A 16,465-nucleotide genomic window follows, 5' to 3' on the forward strand; every position below is an offset into this window, starting at 1 on the left:
TACTGATGGACGACGCCTTCGAAGCCGTCGTCCATCAGTAGTCGACGAGAGACGGGAACGACGGATGGGGCGGTGCGGAGATGGGGCTTCCCCGGGCCAGGAGCGGGACGGGCAGGGCGAGGGAGGTGCTGGCGGGGACGTCCACATGGGCGGTCGCGGCCCTGGCCGGTGTGGCCGCCGCGGTGGCCGCGGGCACGCTGCCCGATGTGATCAAGAGCTGGCTGGGAGAGCAGCGGCCGTTCCTGACGGTGCTGTGCGTGGTCGCGGCGGGGGTGTTCGCCGGGATCAACCTGTGGCAGCAACGCGGCAAAGGGGTCGGCATCGTGGTCGCCCTGCCGAGGGAGGGGCGGCGGGACCCCTGGGACGGCCAGTGGGTGGTCGCGGCGTCCGACCACGCCCGGCGTGGTCACGACTCCTGCTTCACCGTACGGCGGACCGTCCCTGCGTCCGGATCCGGCGCCGAGGGGAAAGCCGGGGAGAACGCCGGGGGCGAGGCGGCCCGTGAGGACGCGCTGGAGGTGGCCTACGAGCTGGTGAGCGCCCGGCTGACCGAGCTGTCCGCGGCCGACCCCTCGACGCCGGTGTCCCTGTACGTCAACGCCGCCCTGCCCGACGCCTTCGAGCTGGGCGCGAAGTTCAAGTTCCACATCCAGCGTGAGCTGCGGGGGATGCACGAGATCCCGGAGCGGGTCACGCTGCCGCAGCGTTCCGAACGCCCGCACACGGACTTCTTCCCCGCCGTCCGGATCAGTGGCCGGTTGAAGGACCCGCTGAGCCCGGCGGAGGCCGTAAGGGCGGCGAAACTGGCCGAGGTGGTCGAGGAGCCGGACTTCGAGAGCGACCCCGAGGGGCGGGCCGTCGCCGTCGTCGTGCACCTGTCGGACAACCCGCTGATGGTCGCCCAGGCGCTGCGCGCGGCGGGCACGGGGTGCGCGGACACCCGGGGAGAGTGGGCGCGGTGCCGGGCCGCGCTGGTCGTCGACGGTGGCCCGGCCAACCTTCCCGAGACGACCGCCGACTTCGAACTGGTCGTACGGCACGTCTACGCGGCGTGGCGCGCCTGGACCCGGGCCAGACCGCAGTACGCGGGTCTGACCCACCGGCTGTTCATCGCCGCCCCCGCCAGCGTCGCCTTCACGCTGGGCTGGCTGTTCGGCCACACGGTGCGGGTCGTCGAGCCCTCCCACGGAACGCCCCCGCGCTCCCCCGGGACGGAACCCCCTCACGAGACAGGAGAGCCATGCACCTCGTCATGATCGGCACAGCCGGTCTCCAGCGCTACATCTTCGCCTCGGGCAAACGCCAGCAGATCGTCGGGGCGTCCGACCTGATCGCCCGGGTCGAGGGCGAGTGGGCCGACCACGCGCTGGAGCAGGTCTTCCCCGGCTTCGACAGGAACGGCTGGCGCATCGACACCCATGACGCGGAGCTGCTGGTCGCGGGCGCGGGCGGCGTCACCGTGCTCGTCAGGGACAGAGCGGCCGGGAGACGGCTGGTGACGCGGATGAGGCTGGTCGCGCTGGAAACCGCCCCGGGGCTGGACATGTGCGGCGTGATCGTCGACTACGAGGAGGGTTCGCTGGCCTCCGCCGTACAGGAGGCGCGCAGGAGGCTGCCGACGGTGCGCGAACGGCAGCCGGGACCGCTGGCGCGCTTCCCCCGCCTGCCCATCGTGGCGGACTGCGCGTCGGACGGGCTTCCCGCGAAGGGCCTGCACGCCGAGGGAGAGGGCGAGGCCGCCCGTCCCGAGTCCGCCGTGTCCGAGGCGAAACGCGTATCACGTCCGAACGCGCTCTCCCGGATGTCCGCCATCGCCGGAACGGACCGGGCCACGATGAGCGGGATCATCGACCGGCTCGGGTTCGAGGCCGAGTGGGTGGCGGTGGTCCACGCCGACGGCAACGGCCTCGGCGAGGTCTTCGGCGGCCTGGACGACCTCAGCGCGGAGGGCGCTTCCCTGCCGCCCGGAGAACGGGACCGCCGCCACGCGGAGAGGTTGCGCGCCCTCTCCCGCGGTGTGGACGGCTGCGCCAAACGGGCGTTCGCCGCCGCGCTGCGGCTCACCGCCGGCGAACTCGCCTCCCGCGAGCCCGTCCCCGTCCTGCCGTTGATCATCGGAGGGGACGACCTGACCGTGGTGTGCGAGGGAACGGTCGCGCTGTCCTTCGCCCGGCACTACCTGGAGCGCTTCGAGCAGCTGACGAAGGAGGACCTCCTGCTGCGTCCCGTCCTTGAGCGGCTCGGGCGCGACGGTCTGAGCGCCGCGGCCGGGGTGGCGATCGTCAAGCGCAACTACCCCTTCCACTTCGCCTACGAGCTGGCCGAGGAGCTGACCAGGGAGGCCAAGGGGGTCAAGAGCTGGAGCTCGGCCCTGTCGTTCGTCGCGCTGTTCGAGAGTTCGGCTCCCGACCTGGGCCGTATCCGAAGCTCGGCCGCCCTGTCCGGCGGCGGGGGCCGGTCGGCCTCGCCGTACCTCGTGGGAGCGGGCTGTGCGAACGGCCTGGCGTCCGGGCGGCGCTGGGAGGACCTGCTCGAAGGGGTCGCCGCGCTGCGGCGGCGTGACCCGGTCTCGGGGGAGGTGCTCCTGCCCGGCGGTCTCGTGCACGAACTGCGCGAGGGGATGTGCCTGGGGGAGGAGGTCGCGACGTCCCGCTTCGAGCTGGCGCGCCGCCGCTTCGAGAAGGACGCCGTGCGCACCGGGGCCCTGCTCGCCCTGGCCCGGGACGGCGGCCTCACATGGACCGACCCCGAGGGGAGAACCGTGACAAGACTGCTGGACGTGCTGGCGGCCCGGCCGTTCGTCCCGGAGGGACCGGAAAGGTCAGAGGGAGGAAACGCGTGACGGGCGAGTTCACGATCTCGTTGTTCATGGTGAGCGACTGGGGGGTGGGCACGGGAAGGGGGGCCTCCGGATACGTCGACCGGCTCGTCCAGCGCGAGGAACAGTCGTCCGCCCTTGCACCCGCTCCCCCGGTCGTGCCCGCCAAGACCCTGGTCGGCGTCTGGCGCGACTCCTGCGAGCTGGCGGCGTACGCCCTGGACAGCGGCTTCGTGGGGGTGTGGCACGCCTGGGTGAGATACCTGTTCGGCGGCCAGTACGCCCCCGCGAGCAGGACCCCGGAGGCGGCGAACAGGACGTCGAGCCCGGCGGCGCTGACACTGGACGGCCCGCTGCGACTGCCCGGCAGACTCTCCGAGGTGCTGCGGGAGCGGCCGCACGTCGCGCTGGCGACGACCTTCCGCAAGCCGGGTGTGGCGGTCGATCCGCGCACCGGCGGCGCGGAGGAGGGCATGCTCCGCTTCGAGGAGATGGCCAGGAACGGCGTCACCTTGGAGGGCCGGGCCAGGATCGACGGATTCGACAAGCTCGATGAGGCCCAGCGGGAGGCCGCCGTCGCCCTGTTGGACGCCGGGGCACGGTTGCTGGAACGGATCGGCGGCAAGCGGCGGCGTGGACCTGGCCGCTGCCGGATGACCCTCGACGGCCCCGGCGTCTCCCCCGAGTGGACGCCGCCGCCCCCGGACGGTGTCCCTCCGCCGCCGGGCGGTCCACGGCACGAGGTCGCCGACCGCCCGGAACCGGCGGGGACGGCGGGCCCGGGATGGGAGCGCGTGGAACTGCTCGTCACCGTGGAACAGCCGGTGCTCGTCGCGGCCACCGTGCTCGGCAACGTCGTCAGGGGCGCCGACCACCTCCCCGGCTGGTGCCTGATGCCGGAGGTGGCCAGGAGGCTGGGCGGCGGGGCGCACGCCCTCGTCCGCACCGGAGACCTGGTGGTCACGGCGGCCTTCCCCGTGTCTCCCTCGGGAGCCGGGACGCTGCCGGTGCCCAGGGTCCTGGTGCACGAGAAGAACGCGGACGGCACGGTGATCGGCAACCAGATGGCGGAAGGCGGGCCGTCCAGGGGCAAGCCGTACCGGGAGGGGTACCTCGTGCCCGAAGGACCGGAGAGGTACACGGTCGTCACCCCGGCCGGCACGGTACGCATGCACAACACCATCCAGGACGACCTGCAGCGGCCCACCCGGGAGGTCGGCGGCGTCTACGTCTACCGGGCGCTGGCCACCGGGACGGTGCTCCGCGCCGAGGTGCGGGTCCGTACGGGCACGCTGGACGACGGCTGGGCGAGGCGGCTGGCGGGACACTGGCGGATCGGCCGCTCGGCCAAGGACGACTACGGAAAGATCCAGGTCACGGCAACCCCGGTCAGCGCTCCGGCCGGCGTTCCCCCGGCGGGTGGACGCGGTGACGGCGAGCTCAGGATGTGGTTGCTGTCCGGCCTGCTGGTCCGTGACCGCAGACTCCGGCCGAGCATGGACCCGCGTGACGTCGCACGGGCGCTTGAGCGGGCGTTCGCGAAGGCGGGAGCCCCCGGCGTACGGCTGGAGCCGGTCACCGGGACCGAAGAAAGGCCAACGTCCGCGACCACCGGGAGGGGAGTCACCTCCGCCCTCGGCGAGCAGCGCACCGACAGCTGGCACCGGGGGTGGAACCTTCCCCGCCCCACCCTGTACGGCCTCGCGCAGGGAAGCTGCCTGACCTTCACGGTGAAGGACGGCACACTCACCCCGGAGGTCCTCGCCGAGGTACGGGCCGCGGGGGTGGGTGAGCGCAGGGCCGAGGGGTTCGGCCAGGTGGAGTTCGACCACCACGTCCTGCTCTGCCCCGTCGACGCCTCCCCGTCCGTGTCTCCCGTACCGGCCGGGCCCGCCGGGCCCGTCGAGCCGCTCGCGCCGGACGAGAAGGGACACCGGGAGGCACGCGTCTTCGAGCGCGCCGCCTGGCGTGCGGAGATCCACCGGGCCTGCGAGCGGATCAGGGCCGACCCGGCGTCGCGTGCCCGGGTCGTCCCCGCCCGGGTCTCCGGAACCCAGCTCAACGCGCTGCGGCGGATCGTCCGCGGCCTGCCGTCCGGCCGCGCGGAGAGCGAACTGCTCTGGCTCACCAGGGACAAGGCGGGACGGCCCTCCTGGCCGAAGGAGGCGGTGACGGCCCTCAGAAGGCTGCTGACCGACCCCGACACGGTCTGGGAGCTGCTCGAACTGCCGCAGGACCGGCTCGTCGTCACCCGCGACGGGATCGAGAGCCTGCGGGCCGAGCTCCGGCACGAGGCGGTGCGCGTGCTGATGGACTCCTGCCTCGCCGCGCACGTCCGCGACGAGGCGACTTCGACGGGCACCGGGAGCGAGAGATGAACCCGAGGGCGAGACACCGTTTCACCAGCAGGATCAGGGCACGCGGCTGGCTGCTCACCACCACGCCGTTGCACGTCGGCGGCCTGGGGCACGACCCGTCCGAGCCGTTGCCGATCGCGCTCGACGGCCAGGGCAGGCCGTACGTCCCCGGCACCACCCTGGCCGGAGTCCTGCGGCACTGGATGGACGGCGCCTCACCCGGCGCGCTGGACGACCTGTGGGGGTCGACGGACGAGGAGGGCCGCGCCAGCCGCGTGGTCGTCGCCGACGGCCTCGTGACGACAGAGCACCGTCTCGACGAACACGGCCTGCCCGCCGCCCCGCTCGACGTCGCCGCCCTGGAGTTCCGGCCCTCGGTGGGCATCGACAGGGTGACGGGGGCGGCGGCCCCCGGGTTCCTGTACGGCAGGGCCGTCGTCCCGGCGGGGCACCACGTCAGGCTGGAGATCGACATCGAGTCGGACGGTGACGCCGCCCGCGACGAGGCCAGGATGGACGCGCTGCTCACGGCGCTGCGTGCGGGGAAGGTGCGTTTCGGCGCGGCGACCGGCAGGGGTCTGGGCGCGGTACGGCTGCTCGACGACCCGTTCGAGCTGGTCGTCGACCGGTTCGACTCCCCCGAGGGGCTGCTGGCCGTACTGCGGAACGATCCCGCGCGCCGTCGCGGGGTCGAACCCTCGCTCCGGACCGATCCCGAGCTGCCGCCCGCCAGAGAGGTCCTCGACGTCCGGGTGGAGTGGCGGCCCCTGGCGCCGGTGATGGTCAGGGCCGGGGCGAGCGGCCTGTTCGCCGACACCCTGCCGCTCACCACCCGGGTCGACCGCCGTCACGTCACGCTTGTCCTGCCCGGCGGGTCGATCAAGGGGGTGCTGCGCAACCACGCCGAGCTGGTCGAACGCACCGCGCGGCGTGTTCCCGGCCTCCCGGCGCCGTTCGACGCCTCCGCGGCCGAGCACAGTGCCGCCTTCCGTGCCCGGCTCGACCAACTGCCCGCCGTACGGGCCCTGTTCGGCGCGGCCCGTGACGGGCGGGAGCGGGGGGCGGGGGCGCTGCGCGCCGAGGAGTGCGCGGCCCTGGTGACCGTCCCCGACGAGCTGTGGGACGCCGTGACCGGGGCGGACACCGGAGGCGACCCCGGGGAGTCCGGTGGGGACGAGGAGACGCGGGAGGGGGCGCTGGCCGACTCCGTCCGCGACCGGCTGGAGGACCTGGGGATGGCGCGGGCCGACCACGTCGCCCTCGACCGGTGGACCGGCGGAGCCGCCGACGGGCGGCTGTTCACCGTGCTCGAACCCCACGCGGTGAAGTGGGAGCCGATCAGGCTCTCCGTCGACCTCACCCGTCTGGGTTCCGGCTCCGAGGTCGCGCTGGCCCTGCTGCTCGTCACCCTTCGCGACCTGGCCGGGGGGCGGATTCCGCTCGGCGCCTCCGCCAACCGGGGGTTCGGCGACATCGAGGTCGCCGAGATCGTCCTGACCGGCCCGCCCTGGGCACGGCCGGTCACGCTGCCGCAGGCCCTGAACTCGCCGGAGGCGTCCTCCGTGGCACGGGCCTGGACCGACTACCTGGCACGGGAGGTGTCATGACCGTTCTGCGCGCCGCCGCCGTCACGGGTCTCACGTTGCCGCGGGCGCTGGAGGCGTCCGGCCTCGACGGCGGGTGCGCCCTGCTGACGACGCCGTCGGCCTACCGGGTCGCCTCGGTGACGGGCGGGACGTGCCGTACGCCCGAGGGGGTCGTCGACCTGTCGGCCGTCTACGAGGCGCGGGTCTTCACCGGGGAGGCCGAGCTGCGCTGGACGGGGGAACGCGCGGTGCTGCTGGCCGAGGATCGCGCCTCGTTCCCGCCCGCGTTCGACGAGGAGGTGGAGGACCTGGAGGCCTTGACGACCCTGGACAACCACTACCTCCTGTGGGGCGTGGTCGACGACTCCGTCTCGCCCGGCCCCGGCTGGGTCGCGCTCTCCTCCAGCCGGGTCGGCCGCCTGACCGTCCCCATGGCGACGGCCGTTCCCCGGTCCGAGGGGCACCACAGGCGGGTGCGGTTGCTGACCCGCGAGTACGTCGTCGTCGGCGACGACCACGGCAACGTCCACGTCGCCGAGGAGCGGCTGATCGGCTTCGAGACCTATCGTGCGAAGGGAATCGCGTGACGACCGGCGAAGAGGGGTTCCTCAACCCCTACACCTTCATTCCCGCCTTCCCCAGGGACGCCCTGCCCGACGCGTTCGGGGACGCCCCGCCCCCGTCGAGGGACCGGCTGCGGGCGGGGTGCCTGACCGGCCGGATCGCGGTGACGCTGACCGTGGAGACCCCGCTCCTGCTCCTGGACACCACCCGCGCCGTCCCTGCCTCGACGGGGGAGAAGGACCACCGGGTCTACCCCGTACGGCTCCGCGACGGCCGCCCGCACCTGCCCGCGACCACGGTCAAGGGCATGCTCCGCGCCGCCTACGAGGCCGTGACCAACTCCCGCTTCGGCGTCTTCGAGGACCACGACACCCCCTTCGGTTTCCGGCGCGAGGCGGGATACGCCCTGGGCATGGTGCCGGTGTACGTCGCCGGGGAGGGGACGCTCTTCCGTCTCCGGAGCGCGTTGTTCGAGATGTACGACAAGGAGAGTGGCGAGAACCTCTATCCGGACGGCGACCTCCATGCTCCTGTGCACATGGAGCGCCTTCGGGCGGTGATCAAAAAAACCAAAAACGGCGAAAAAGTGGTTGATTTCGCTCCGGCGGACTCGTCCGTAACGCTCACCGCGGAAAGAGGGGAGAAGGTGGTCAGCGGCATCGCCTACATCACCGGCCCCAACGTCGAACGCAAGAGGTACGAGCGGTTCCTCTATCTGCCGCCGGGAGACAAGCCGTCTCCCCTGCCCCTCGCCCGGGAGTGGAAGGCGCTGGCCGAGAACTGGGAGTCGCTGATCCGGAACTACCGTGCCGCCCACGACGACGACGAGCTTCGCCGGAGGCGGACCCCGGACGGCCTGCCCGCCGGGCCGGACCAGCGCGTCGGCGACGGGCCTGGCCGACTCGCCTGGAGCCCGCACCTCCACGACGAGAACCACCTGCGGCTGAGGCGTTCCGCCATCTGCTACGCCAGGCTCGTGGACGGCGGGGTCGATCGGCTGTATCCGGTTCTCATCCCGCGGGATCTGTACCCCGTCGCCCCGGCGGAGCTTCTGGGAGAGGGCCTGGCCCCGGCGCCCTCCTACGAACGGCTGTCCCCGGCCGACCGGGTGTTCGGGTGGGTGGCGCCGAAGGGGGCCGGTGTACGGCCCTCGGCATATCGGGGACGGCTGCGTGTCGGCCCGGTCACCTGCGAGGGCACCGCCGCGGAAACCGTGGACAGGTTCGAGGGGGACGGCCTGCCGCTGGCGATCCTCAGCCGCCCCAAGCCGCAGCAGGGGCGGTTCTACCTCGCGGAGTCCAGGCAGCGTCCCCAGCGGCCGATCAAGGACGGCACCCCGAAGGAGGAGCTCTACGCGCAGGGGCGTGGGCTGCGCGGCAGGAAGGTCTACTGGCACCACGCGGGCCTGGACGCCGGGAAACACTGGAGGATCCCCGGCGCCGAGGACCCGGCACAGGCTCCGGCCGGTGGCCGCCACCGGGAGTACGCGCGTTCCTGGAAGGCCCCCGACGACAGCGGCCGGCTGACCAGGGACCGGCGGCGCCACGAGACCGTCCCCGGCGCCGAGCAGCGCGACTCCCAGAACCGCTCCATCAACGGCTGGGTACGGCCCGGCACGGTCTTCCGGTTCACCGTCGAGGTCCGCGACCTCGACGAGCACGAGCTCGGGGCACTCGCCTGGCTGCTCGGCCTGCCGGAGGGACACTTCCACCGGCTGGGGTTCGGCCGCCCGCTCGGTTTCGGCAGCGTCCGGCTCGCCGTCGATCCCACCGGCACCGAACTGCACACGGGGGCGGAGTACGCGGCGTACTACCGAACCCTCACCGGCGGCCTTCCCGCGACCGACGGCGTCAAGGTCCTGGACGAGGCGAGACGGGTCTTCGAGAAGGAGGCGGCCGCCTCTCCGGCGCTGTCCACGATCCGCGACGCGATGCTCACGGTGTCGCGCGGCGACCCCACGCTGCCGGTGCACTACCCCCGCACCCGCCCGGACGGGTTTCCCCCCGGGGTTCCCGCGCCGCCGGATCCGAGGGGCAGGAACTTCGAGTGGTTCACCGTGAACGAGCAGGACGAGAAGTCACCAAGAATCCGGACGAAACGCTCGCTCCCCGGCCTGGAGGCCACCACTCCCCCGCTCAGGATCTATCCGAAGAAAGCGCTGCCCGAAGAAACCATAAGAAAAGGCGCCAACGGCCCCCGGCGGAAAGGTGGTAACAAGAGATGACTCCATAAGAACGGGGGGCGGCCATTCCGGACAAGAGCGACGGCGTGCTGCTCGTCCACGCCGTCGGTGGCGGAGACCTGGGGCTCGCCTCCGCACGGACGGTTCCCGTTCTCAACGACACCCCCGAGGCGACGGGCACCGACCGCAGGCCGCTGCGGAAGCTCTTCGAGGCGCTGCCGCCGGTCTCCGCGCTCGCCCTGCTGGGGACGACCAACCCGGGCGGCCCCCTCGGCCTGCCGTTCGCCCACTGGGCCACGGAGATCGGGGCCCGTCTCGCCTCCGAGGAGGGACTGTGCGGGGTGCGCCTCGATCCCGGCGCCGTTCACGTCGTCGAGGTCGAGGAGCCCCGGATGGAGGCCGCCTCGCTGTCCCTGACGGCCTGGCTGGCACGGCACCGGCCGGAGAGGGTCCTCATCAGCTACGGCTCCGGGGCGTTCGCGCTGAGCGCGGGCGCCCTGTGCGCCGCGCTGGAGACGTGCGTTCCCACCGGCCTCGTGCACATCGACGAGCCGCGCAGGCCGTACACGCTGGAACGTCCCCCGGACATGGCCGGGCACATGGAGTCCTGGCTGCTCAGGCACCGGTTCTGGGACGCGCTCGCGGAGACCGACCCCGGCGACGGGGAGCTGTGGCGGCTGCTGGCCGCCCGGCAGGCCGGGGACACCCGGCTCGCCGCGCGGACGCACGCGAGCGACACGATCACTCGGGGGGAGCTGGCGAAGTTCGCCGAGTTGCGCCCCACCATGCAGGCGGCGCTGTTCGAGCGGCTGGGGCGTGGCGAGGCCGCCGACCACGGCCTGCTGCGGGCCTGGTTCGGTGACCGGCTGCGCAAACTGTTCCGCGACGACCGGGATGGACTGCCCGTCCGGGTCAGGGAGCAGATCGAACGGCTCATCACCGCGCTCGGCACCCGGGACGACGACCAGGGCCACCTGTCCGGGCGGATCAGGCAGACCGCCCGCCTCATCGACGAGCGTGTCGACGCCGCCTGCGTCCGGCTGCTCAGGGACCAGGCGCTGACCGACCTCTACGCCAGGGCGTCAACCCACCGGGCGCATCTGCTGTCCGAACCCATGGGGCCGGGGCCGTTGCCACCCGGGCTGCTGACGGCGGCCGACCAGTGGGAGCGGGGCGACCAGGGGGTCAGGCTCGTCGCGAGGACGGGCAGGACCGGCTGGCCCGTCCTGGGCAGCGGGGACGTCCTCGGACTCCTGGCCGTCGGACTGGACAGAGGCGACGGCCTCGCCGACGGCCGAAGGGACGCCGAGGACCGGCAGGCCATCCGGGTGGTCCTCACCGAGCTGCGCAGGCGGCTGGACCGGCTGCCGCGCAGGGGCGTCCCGCGGCTACGGCTGCCGGCCAGCCCCGAGGCCGCGCGGCGGGCGCACGCGCTCGCAGGCTGGGCCTCCTCCGTCGCCCTCGACACCGACGTCCGGGTGATCGAGGACGTCTCCGGCGGCATCGAGCGGGTCCGCGAGGTGATCGTCACCGCGCTGCGGTCCGAGGCCGCGCCCACCGGCCGCACCGGCTCGGGCAGCCCCCGCGACATCGACGAACTGCTGCTGGTGCTCAACCCCGGGCCTCCGGCGACGAACTACGGCATGATCGCGGCGAGCGTGGAGTGGTCGCTGACCGCGGCCTGCCCGCTCCATGTCACGGAACTGGTCGGTCGCGGGAACGCCGCCCCCGAACTGCGCGGTGGCCGGCCGGTCCTGGCGCGTCTCGGCGCGGACCACGTCCTGGCCCGGCTGACCGCGAGCGCCGTCCACCGGCTGGACCTGCGCACCGCCGTACGGCTCGCCGGTCGAGGCTCGTCCCGGCTGCGCGAGTCGCTGCCCGCGATCGAAGAACTGGAGAAGGACCTGTTCGGCCCCGCCCCTTCCACCTGGACGGAGGGGGAACAGCGGGCCGCCGCGCGCAGGCGCCTTGGACTGATCGCGGCGGCATGCGGCGACCATCCGGGGCTGGCGGTCTACCTCGCCGTCTCCGCCCTCCAACCGGCGCTGTTCCCCTGGGGGGCTTGGAAGGACATGCGCGGGTCACATCCCGCCCTGCGGGAGCTCGGACGGCGGGCGAACGAGGCCCTGCACGGCCACGCGCTGGACAGGCTCGACCGGCGAGGCCGTTCCGGCAACGGCGCGGACGGCCGTGGCGACGCGCAGGCGGTCTTGGCGCGGGCGATCGGCGAACTGGGTGGACCACTCAAAGGAGACGACGAGCTTATTGTTCGCCATAAATCGCTCATCGCCGAACTCTCTCTCGTATATCAGGAAAACGGTTGACGGTGATCGGACCGGCTGGAATTCTGATGCCGTTCAACGGCCGGTGCCCGCGAGCCTGAGCGGTTGTCTCCGCTCCCTCTGAGGACCTCGGATGTCGAGGTCGACGTCATAGAGCGCGCCAAAAAGCGCGTCCTTTCGTCATTCTCGGAGGAGCACCATGCACCTCGGCGATCTCGCCGCCCCCGATCGCTCGGCCGCCTTCCTCGTCTACCACGCGCTGATCTCCCCCACGCTGCGGGACCTGATCCGGGGTCCGCTGCGCAGGGCCAGACACGGTGGCCGTCCCTGCAGCGGGGTCAGCGGGACGCACTGGTGCGACGAGTGCGAGCAGGAGACGAACGACCGCCTGCTCGACGGATACGCCCCCCTCCGCAGGGCACTGGCCGGAGACCCGCCCCGCACCCGGGCGGGCGAACCGGTGCGCGAGCTTGAGACGGTCGCCCGCTGGGTGGCCTCCCCCGAGGCCGCCCGTCAGGACGTCGGCCACGCGGCCCTGCTGATCCGCAGGCGGCCCAGCGACGGGGAGCCCGCCGCGATCCGCGCGGCCCGCGCCCAGCTCGTCCACTACCCGCTGCGCAGCCTGGAGGCGCAGGTACGCCGCAAGGTCGCGACGGCCAGGGGAGCCTCCGCCCAGCCGCTGCGCGACCTCAGGCAGGCGGACTGGGCCGCGCCGCTGCGCCGGGACCCGGTCGCCTTCGCCCTGCTGACCGACGCGGTCGTACGGCTGCGCGGCGTCACGCGCGACCTGTTCGCCGTCTCCCCGGCGGTGCTCGGCGAGCACGGGCTGGACGTGCGAACGGCGCGGAGGCTGCTGCGCGACACGCTGGAACGGCTGCGCGAACTACGTCCCGCCTTCTACACGGCCAACGTGGCCGTCCACCTCGGGGAGCCCTCCCTCCCCCACGTCCACCCGCCGACCCCGGAGGAGGTGATCATCCACGGCGAGGAGGAACGGCTGGCCCGCGGAAGGCTGGCCACGCTGCTCGGCGACAGGCGCGCACGGTACCGGCCCCTGATCGAGGCGATCCGCGCCGCCGTCCCGGAAAGCGGCCCCGCCCTGGTCGAACAGACCGCCCACGCCCTCGGCCTCACCCCGAAGGCCGCGGAGAGGTTCGTCAGAACCCTCATCAGACTGATCTCCCGCGCGAACCTTCTCTGACTCCGTACGCCGTGGAGCCCGGCAGCGTCAGGTATCGGGCTCCATGGCATGCTTTCCCCGCCTTGTCCGTTGGCCTGTCACCCCAGGCACGCAGTTCGTCGGCGATCCGCTGGTTGCCGTAGGTACCGTCGAACTCATCACCGGTCCGCTCGATCTCCCTGGCCGGAGCAGCTCCGACACGGTTTTCGCCTTGAAGTCCGACGAATAGGATTTCATCACCACGCGGGACTTCTTGAAAGTGACGAACCCGTCTGGATCACCGAGGCTGACGGTACCTGGACCCGCAACGTCGAAAGCATCGCCGGAGACCTGGGCGCCATCCAGCTCTCCACCGGCCAGGTCACCCTCCAGCTGACCAACCTGCACGGCGACATCATCGCCACCGCCGACGCCGGCATGCTCACCACCGGCATCGACGCTTACTTCGAACAAACCGAATACGGCATTCCACGCGCCGAGAACACCGTCAACCCTGTGCGGTACGGCTGGTTGGGTGGCAAACAACGTTCTGTCGACGCCCTCTGCGGAATCATTCTCATGGGCGCCCGCCTCTACAACCCGGCCACGGGCCGCTTCCTTCAATCTGACCCTGTCGAAGGCGGCGGAGACAACGACTACGGCTACCCTACCGACCCCATCTCCCAATCCGACCTCGACGGCCGCATCTGGGACTGGGTAAAGAAAGCCGCCGGCGGCGTTGTTGACTACGTCAAGAAGAATCCCCTTGACGCGGCTCTCCTGGCGGCCAGTTTCGTTCCTGGGCTTGGTGTAGCGGCTATGGCTGTGCGCGGCGTCAGGGCGGTGGTAGGTGCAGTGAAGATCCTTCGCGCCGTAAAAGCCGCCAGAGGCGTAGGCCTGGCAGGTGGGGTACGGACGACCCGCGCCGCGTCAAAACTTGCGGGCCGAATCCACACGGGGCCTCGTGCGAAATCATTCAGAACCGATTCGGGCGGCCGAGGCTATATATCAAAGGATAGACTCCGCCAATACAGATCGCCCGAAAGGAAGAGCAGCGGCGCACATCAGTCAAACTTCCAAAGTCGGACCAACAAGAGACAGAGATGGGACAGGCCGGGCGCAGACAACTACCATGTGAATCATAAACCGCCAAGGAAGCGGCGACGCTAACAGGGAGCGGCCACAATCGAATCGAATATGTTCACGAATCTGAACGGCATGCTGGCGAGAGCCGTCAACAAAGCCACCAACTCAACCAGCTACATCCTCATCAGGACAGGGTCCCTAACATATGACGACAGATCCCAAAGTCCATGTATTCAAATCTTCCGCGCGATTCCCGATCACGCCGGGAACTGGCAGATATGGGACGTTCTTAACGACGAGAATGTCGACGAGGTCGCCGCAGAGCTAGAGCAGGGGACTTACAGATGGTACGACGAACAACTTGAACTGACCCGGCTGGAAGGCGACGAAGAGACTTTCTTCAGGCGCGAGATAGGATGGACTGACATGGCTTAATCAATATCGCCCTCCGCGAATCAGGAATTACGCCCCCGGTCGCCCTCCGGCGCCGGGGGCACCAAACCCGGGCAGTCGCGGTACCAGGCGTTGAGAGCCACAGGATCGACGGTCCGCACGAAGTACCCGCCGATCTCAAGCACATGTTCCATGACCCCATCCCGCCAGGAGCACGATCACCCGGAGATCGAAAGGCTCACGACGCGGGCCCCACCACCGGGACTATCTCCGGGGCGCCCAGGCGGATGGCGTCGGCCTCCTGGTCGGTGTCCTGTTCCTGGGAGAGGCGTTCGGCCTCGATCCGCTTGGTGTAGTGCTCGATCTCCCGTTTGATCTGTTCGTCGTCCCAGCCGAGTGGCCCGGCCATCAGTTCCGCGGCCTCCTCCGCCACGGCCAGTCCCCGGTGGAAGGTCTCGATCGAGATGTGCGTGCGTCGTGACAGCGCGTCGTTCAGGTGCCGCGCCCCCTCGTGGGTGGCCGCGTGGACGATCTCCGCCCTGAGGTAGTCGTCGGCCCCGGTCAGCGGGAGCGCCAGGGACGGGTCCCGTTCGATCAGCGTGATGACCTCGTCGATCAGCGAGCCGTACCGCTGGAGCAGGTGTTCGATCCTGGCCACGTGCAGGCCGGAGGAGCCGGCCAGGCGCTGCCGGGAGTTCCACAGGGCCTGGTAGCCCTCGGCCCCGGCGAGCGGGATGCGGTCGGTGCACGACGGCGGGACGCGCTGGTCGAGGCCGTGGACCACGGCGTCGACGGCGTCCCTGGCCATCACGCGGTAGGTGGTGTACTTCCCCCCGGCCACCATGACCAGGCCCGGGACCGGGTGGGCGACCACGTGTTCCCTGGAGAGCTTGGAGGTCTCCTCCGACTCGCCCGACAGCAGGGGCCGCAGCCCGGCGTAGACGCCCTCGACGTCGTCGCGCGACAGCGGTACCGACAGCACCCGGTTGACGTGTTCGAGCACGTAGTCGATGTCGGAGCGGGAGGCGGCCGGGTGCGCCCTGTCCAGGTCCCAGCGGGTGTCGGTGGTCCCGATGATCCAGTGGCGGCCCCAGGGGATCACGAAGAGCACCGACTTCTCCGTGCGCAGGATGATCCCGGTGAGCGAGTGGATCCTGTCCCGTGGGACGACCAGGTGGACGCCCTTTGAGGCGCGGACGTGGATCTGCCCGCGTCCGCCGACCAGTTCCTGGATGTCGTCGGTCCACACGCCGGTGGCGTTGACGACCTGGCGGGCCCGTACGTCCAGTTCGACGCCGTCCTCCAGGTCGAGCGCCCTGACGCCGGTGACCCGCTCCCCCTCGCGCAGGAAGCCGACCACCTGGGCCCGGGAGGCGACCTCGGCGCCGTAGGTCGCGGCGGTCCGCAGCATGGTCATCACGTAACGGGCGTCGTCCACCTGCGCGTCCCAGTACTGCACCGCCCCGGAGAAGGCCGTACGGCGCAGCGCGGGCGCCAGCCGCAGCGCCCGTCTGCGGGACAGGTGCCGGTGGCCGGGGACGCCCCGGGTGAACCCGAGGGAGAAGCCGAGCGTGTCGTACAGCGTCAGGCCCGCCCCGACGTAGGGCCGTTCCCAGCCCAGGTGGGTCAGCGGGAACAGGAACGGCACCGGCCTGACCAGGTGGGGCGCGATGCGCTGCAGCAGCAGGGCCCGTTCCTGGAGCGCCTCCCTGACGAGGTCGAAGTTGAGCTGTTCCAGGTAGCGCAGCCCGCCGTGGATCAGTTTGGACGACCTGGAGGAGGTCCCCGAGGCGAAGTCACGGGTTTCGAGGAGTCCCACGGTCAGTCCCCGGGTCGCCGCGTCGAGGGCGACCCCGGCGCCGACGACTCCGCCGCCGATCACCACCACGTCGAGTTCCTGGGCGGCCATCCGCCGCAGTGCCGTGGCCCGCTCGGCGGGGCCGAGCCGAGCCGTGCCCATTCGCGCCGTCATGTGCATCCCCCCGGGGTACGGGTCACCGGCTTGCTCCCAGGTACCTACCCCCTCGTTCCGTCCGTT

12 protein-coding genes are annotated in these 16,465 nt (G+C 71.6%); 10 read left to right on the forward strand and 2 right to left on the reverse strand.

The genetic code is table 11. The features are described from left to right. Nucleotides 1-80 precede the first annotated feature (80 nt). The 8 genes from ABT340_RS36685 to ABT340_RS36720 all read left to right on the forward strand — a co-directional run bounded on the left by ABT340_RS36685 (nt 81) and on the right by ABT340_RS36720 (nt 12,990). Nucleotides 81-1,256, forward strand: a complete 1,176-nt coding sequence (locus ABT340_RS36685; protein ID WP_352015519.1) for a hypothetical protein — start codon at nt 81-83, stop codon at nt 1,254-1,256. Next, a complete protein-coding gene (locus ABT340_RS36690) occupies nt 1,241-2,842 on the forward strand; it encodes a Cas10/Cmr2 second palm domain-containing protein (RefSeq protein ID WP_352015520.1) in 1,602 nt (533 codons plus the stop codon). Before ABT340_RS36685 ends, ABT340_RS36690 begins: the two co-directional genes overlap by 16 nt. After that, on the forward strand, nt 2,839-5,196 hold the full coding sequence (locus ABT340_RS36695) for an RAMP superfamily CRISPR-associated protein (protein WP_352015521.1): 2,358 nt from the start codon (nt 2,839-2,841) through the stop codon (nt 5,194-5,196). The genes ABT340_RS36690 and ABT340_RS36695 overlap by 4 nt, the downstream gene beginning before the upstream one ends. Beyond that, nucleotides 5,193-6,782 (forward strand): RAMP superfamily CRISPR-associated protein, encoded by a 1,590-nt coding sequence (locus tag ABT340_RS36700; RefSeq protein WP_352015522.1) that lies wholly within the window; start codon nt 5,193-5,195, stop codon nt 6,780-6,782. Before ABT340_RS36695 ends, ABT340_RS36700 begins: the two co-directional genes overlap by 4 nt. Then, nucleotides 6,779-7,348 (forward strand): type III-D CRISPR-associated protein Csx19, encoded by a 570-nt coding sequence (gene csx19, locus ABT340_RS36705; RefSeq protein ID WP_352015523.1) that lies wholly within the window; start codon nt 6,779-6,781, stop codon nt 7,346-7,348. The genes ABT340_RS36700 and csx19 overlap by 4 nt, the downstream gene beginning before the upstream one ends. Then, nucleotides 7,345-9,549: a TIGR03986 family type III CRISPR-associated RAMP protein gene (locus tag ABT340_RS36710; RefSeq protein WP_352015524.1), complete on the forward strand. Its 2,205-nt coding sequence runs from the start codon at nt 7,345-7,347 to the stop codon at nt 9,547-9,549. Before csx19 ends, ABT340_RS36710 begins: the two co-directional genes overlap by 4 nt. Before the next feature lie 44 nt (nt 9,550-9,593). Then, nucleotides 9,594-11,831 (forward strand): hypothetical protein, encoded by a 2,238-nt coding sequence (locus ABT340_RS36715; protein ID WP_352015525.1) that lies wholly within the window; start codon nt 9,594-9,596, stop codon nt 11,829-11,831. 157 nt (nt 11,832-11,988) lie between these two features. Continuing rightward, on the forward strand, nt 11,989-12,990 hold the full coding sequence (locus ABT340_RS36720) for a hypothetical protein (protein WP_352015526.1): 1,002 nt from the start codon (nt 11,989-11,991) through the stop codon (nt 12,988-12,990). Between the two features lie 27 nt (nt 12,991-13,017). Here ABT340_RS36720 and ABT340_RS36725 read toward each other — a convergent pair whose 3' ends face one another. Continuing rightward, nucleotides 13,018-13,572, reverse strand: a complete 555-nt coding sequence (locus tag ABT340_RS36725; RefSeq protein WP_352015619.1) for a hypothetical protein — start codon at nt 13,570-13,572, stop codon at nt 13,018-13,020. Between ABT340_RS36725 and ABT340_RS36730 the strand changes: the two genes are divergently transcribed. Together ABT340_RS36730 and ABT340_RS36735 are read left to right on the forward strand one after the other, a co-directional pair. Then, nucleotides 13,465-14,118 carry an RHS repeat-associated core domain-containing protein gene (locus ABT340_RS36730; protein WP_352015614.1) on the forward strand — a complete coding sequence of 218 codons (654 nt, stop codon included), beginning with the start codon at nt 13,465-13,467 and terminating at the stop codon, nt 14,116-14,118. The genes ABT340_RS36725 and ABT340_RS36730 overlap by 108 nt on opposite strands. Before the next feature lie 27 nt (nt 14,119-14,145). Then, nucleotides 14,146-14,469, forward strand: a complete 324-nt coding sequence (locus tag ABT340_RS36735; protein WP_352015527.1) for a hypothetical protein — start codon at nt 14,146-14,148, stop codon at nt 14,467-14,469. 196 nt (nt 14,470-14,665) lie between these two features. Here ABT340_RS36735 and ABT340_RS36740 read toward each other — a convergent pair whose 3' ends face one another. Further along, on the reverse strand, nt 14,666-16,399 hold the full coding sequence (locus tag ABT340_RS36740; RefSeq protein ID WP_352015528.1) for a glycerol-3-phosphate dehydrogenase/oxidase: 1,734 nt from the start codon (nt 16,397-16,399) through the stop codon (nt 14,666-14,668). Nucleotides 16,400-16,465 lie beyond the last annotated feature (66 nt).

The organism is Streptosporangium sp. NPDC000239 (assembly GCF_040300765.1).
Lineage (GTDB): Bacteria > Actinomycetota > Actinomycetes > Streptosporangiales > Streptosporangiaceae > Streptosporangium.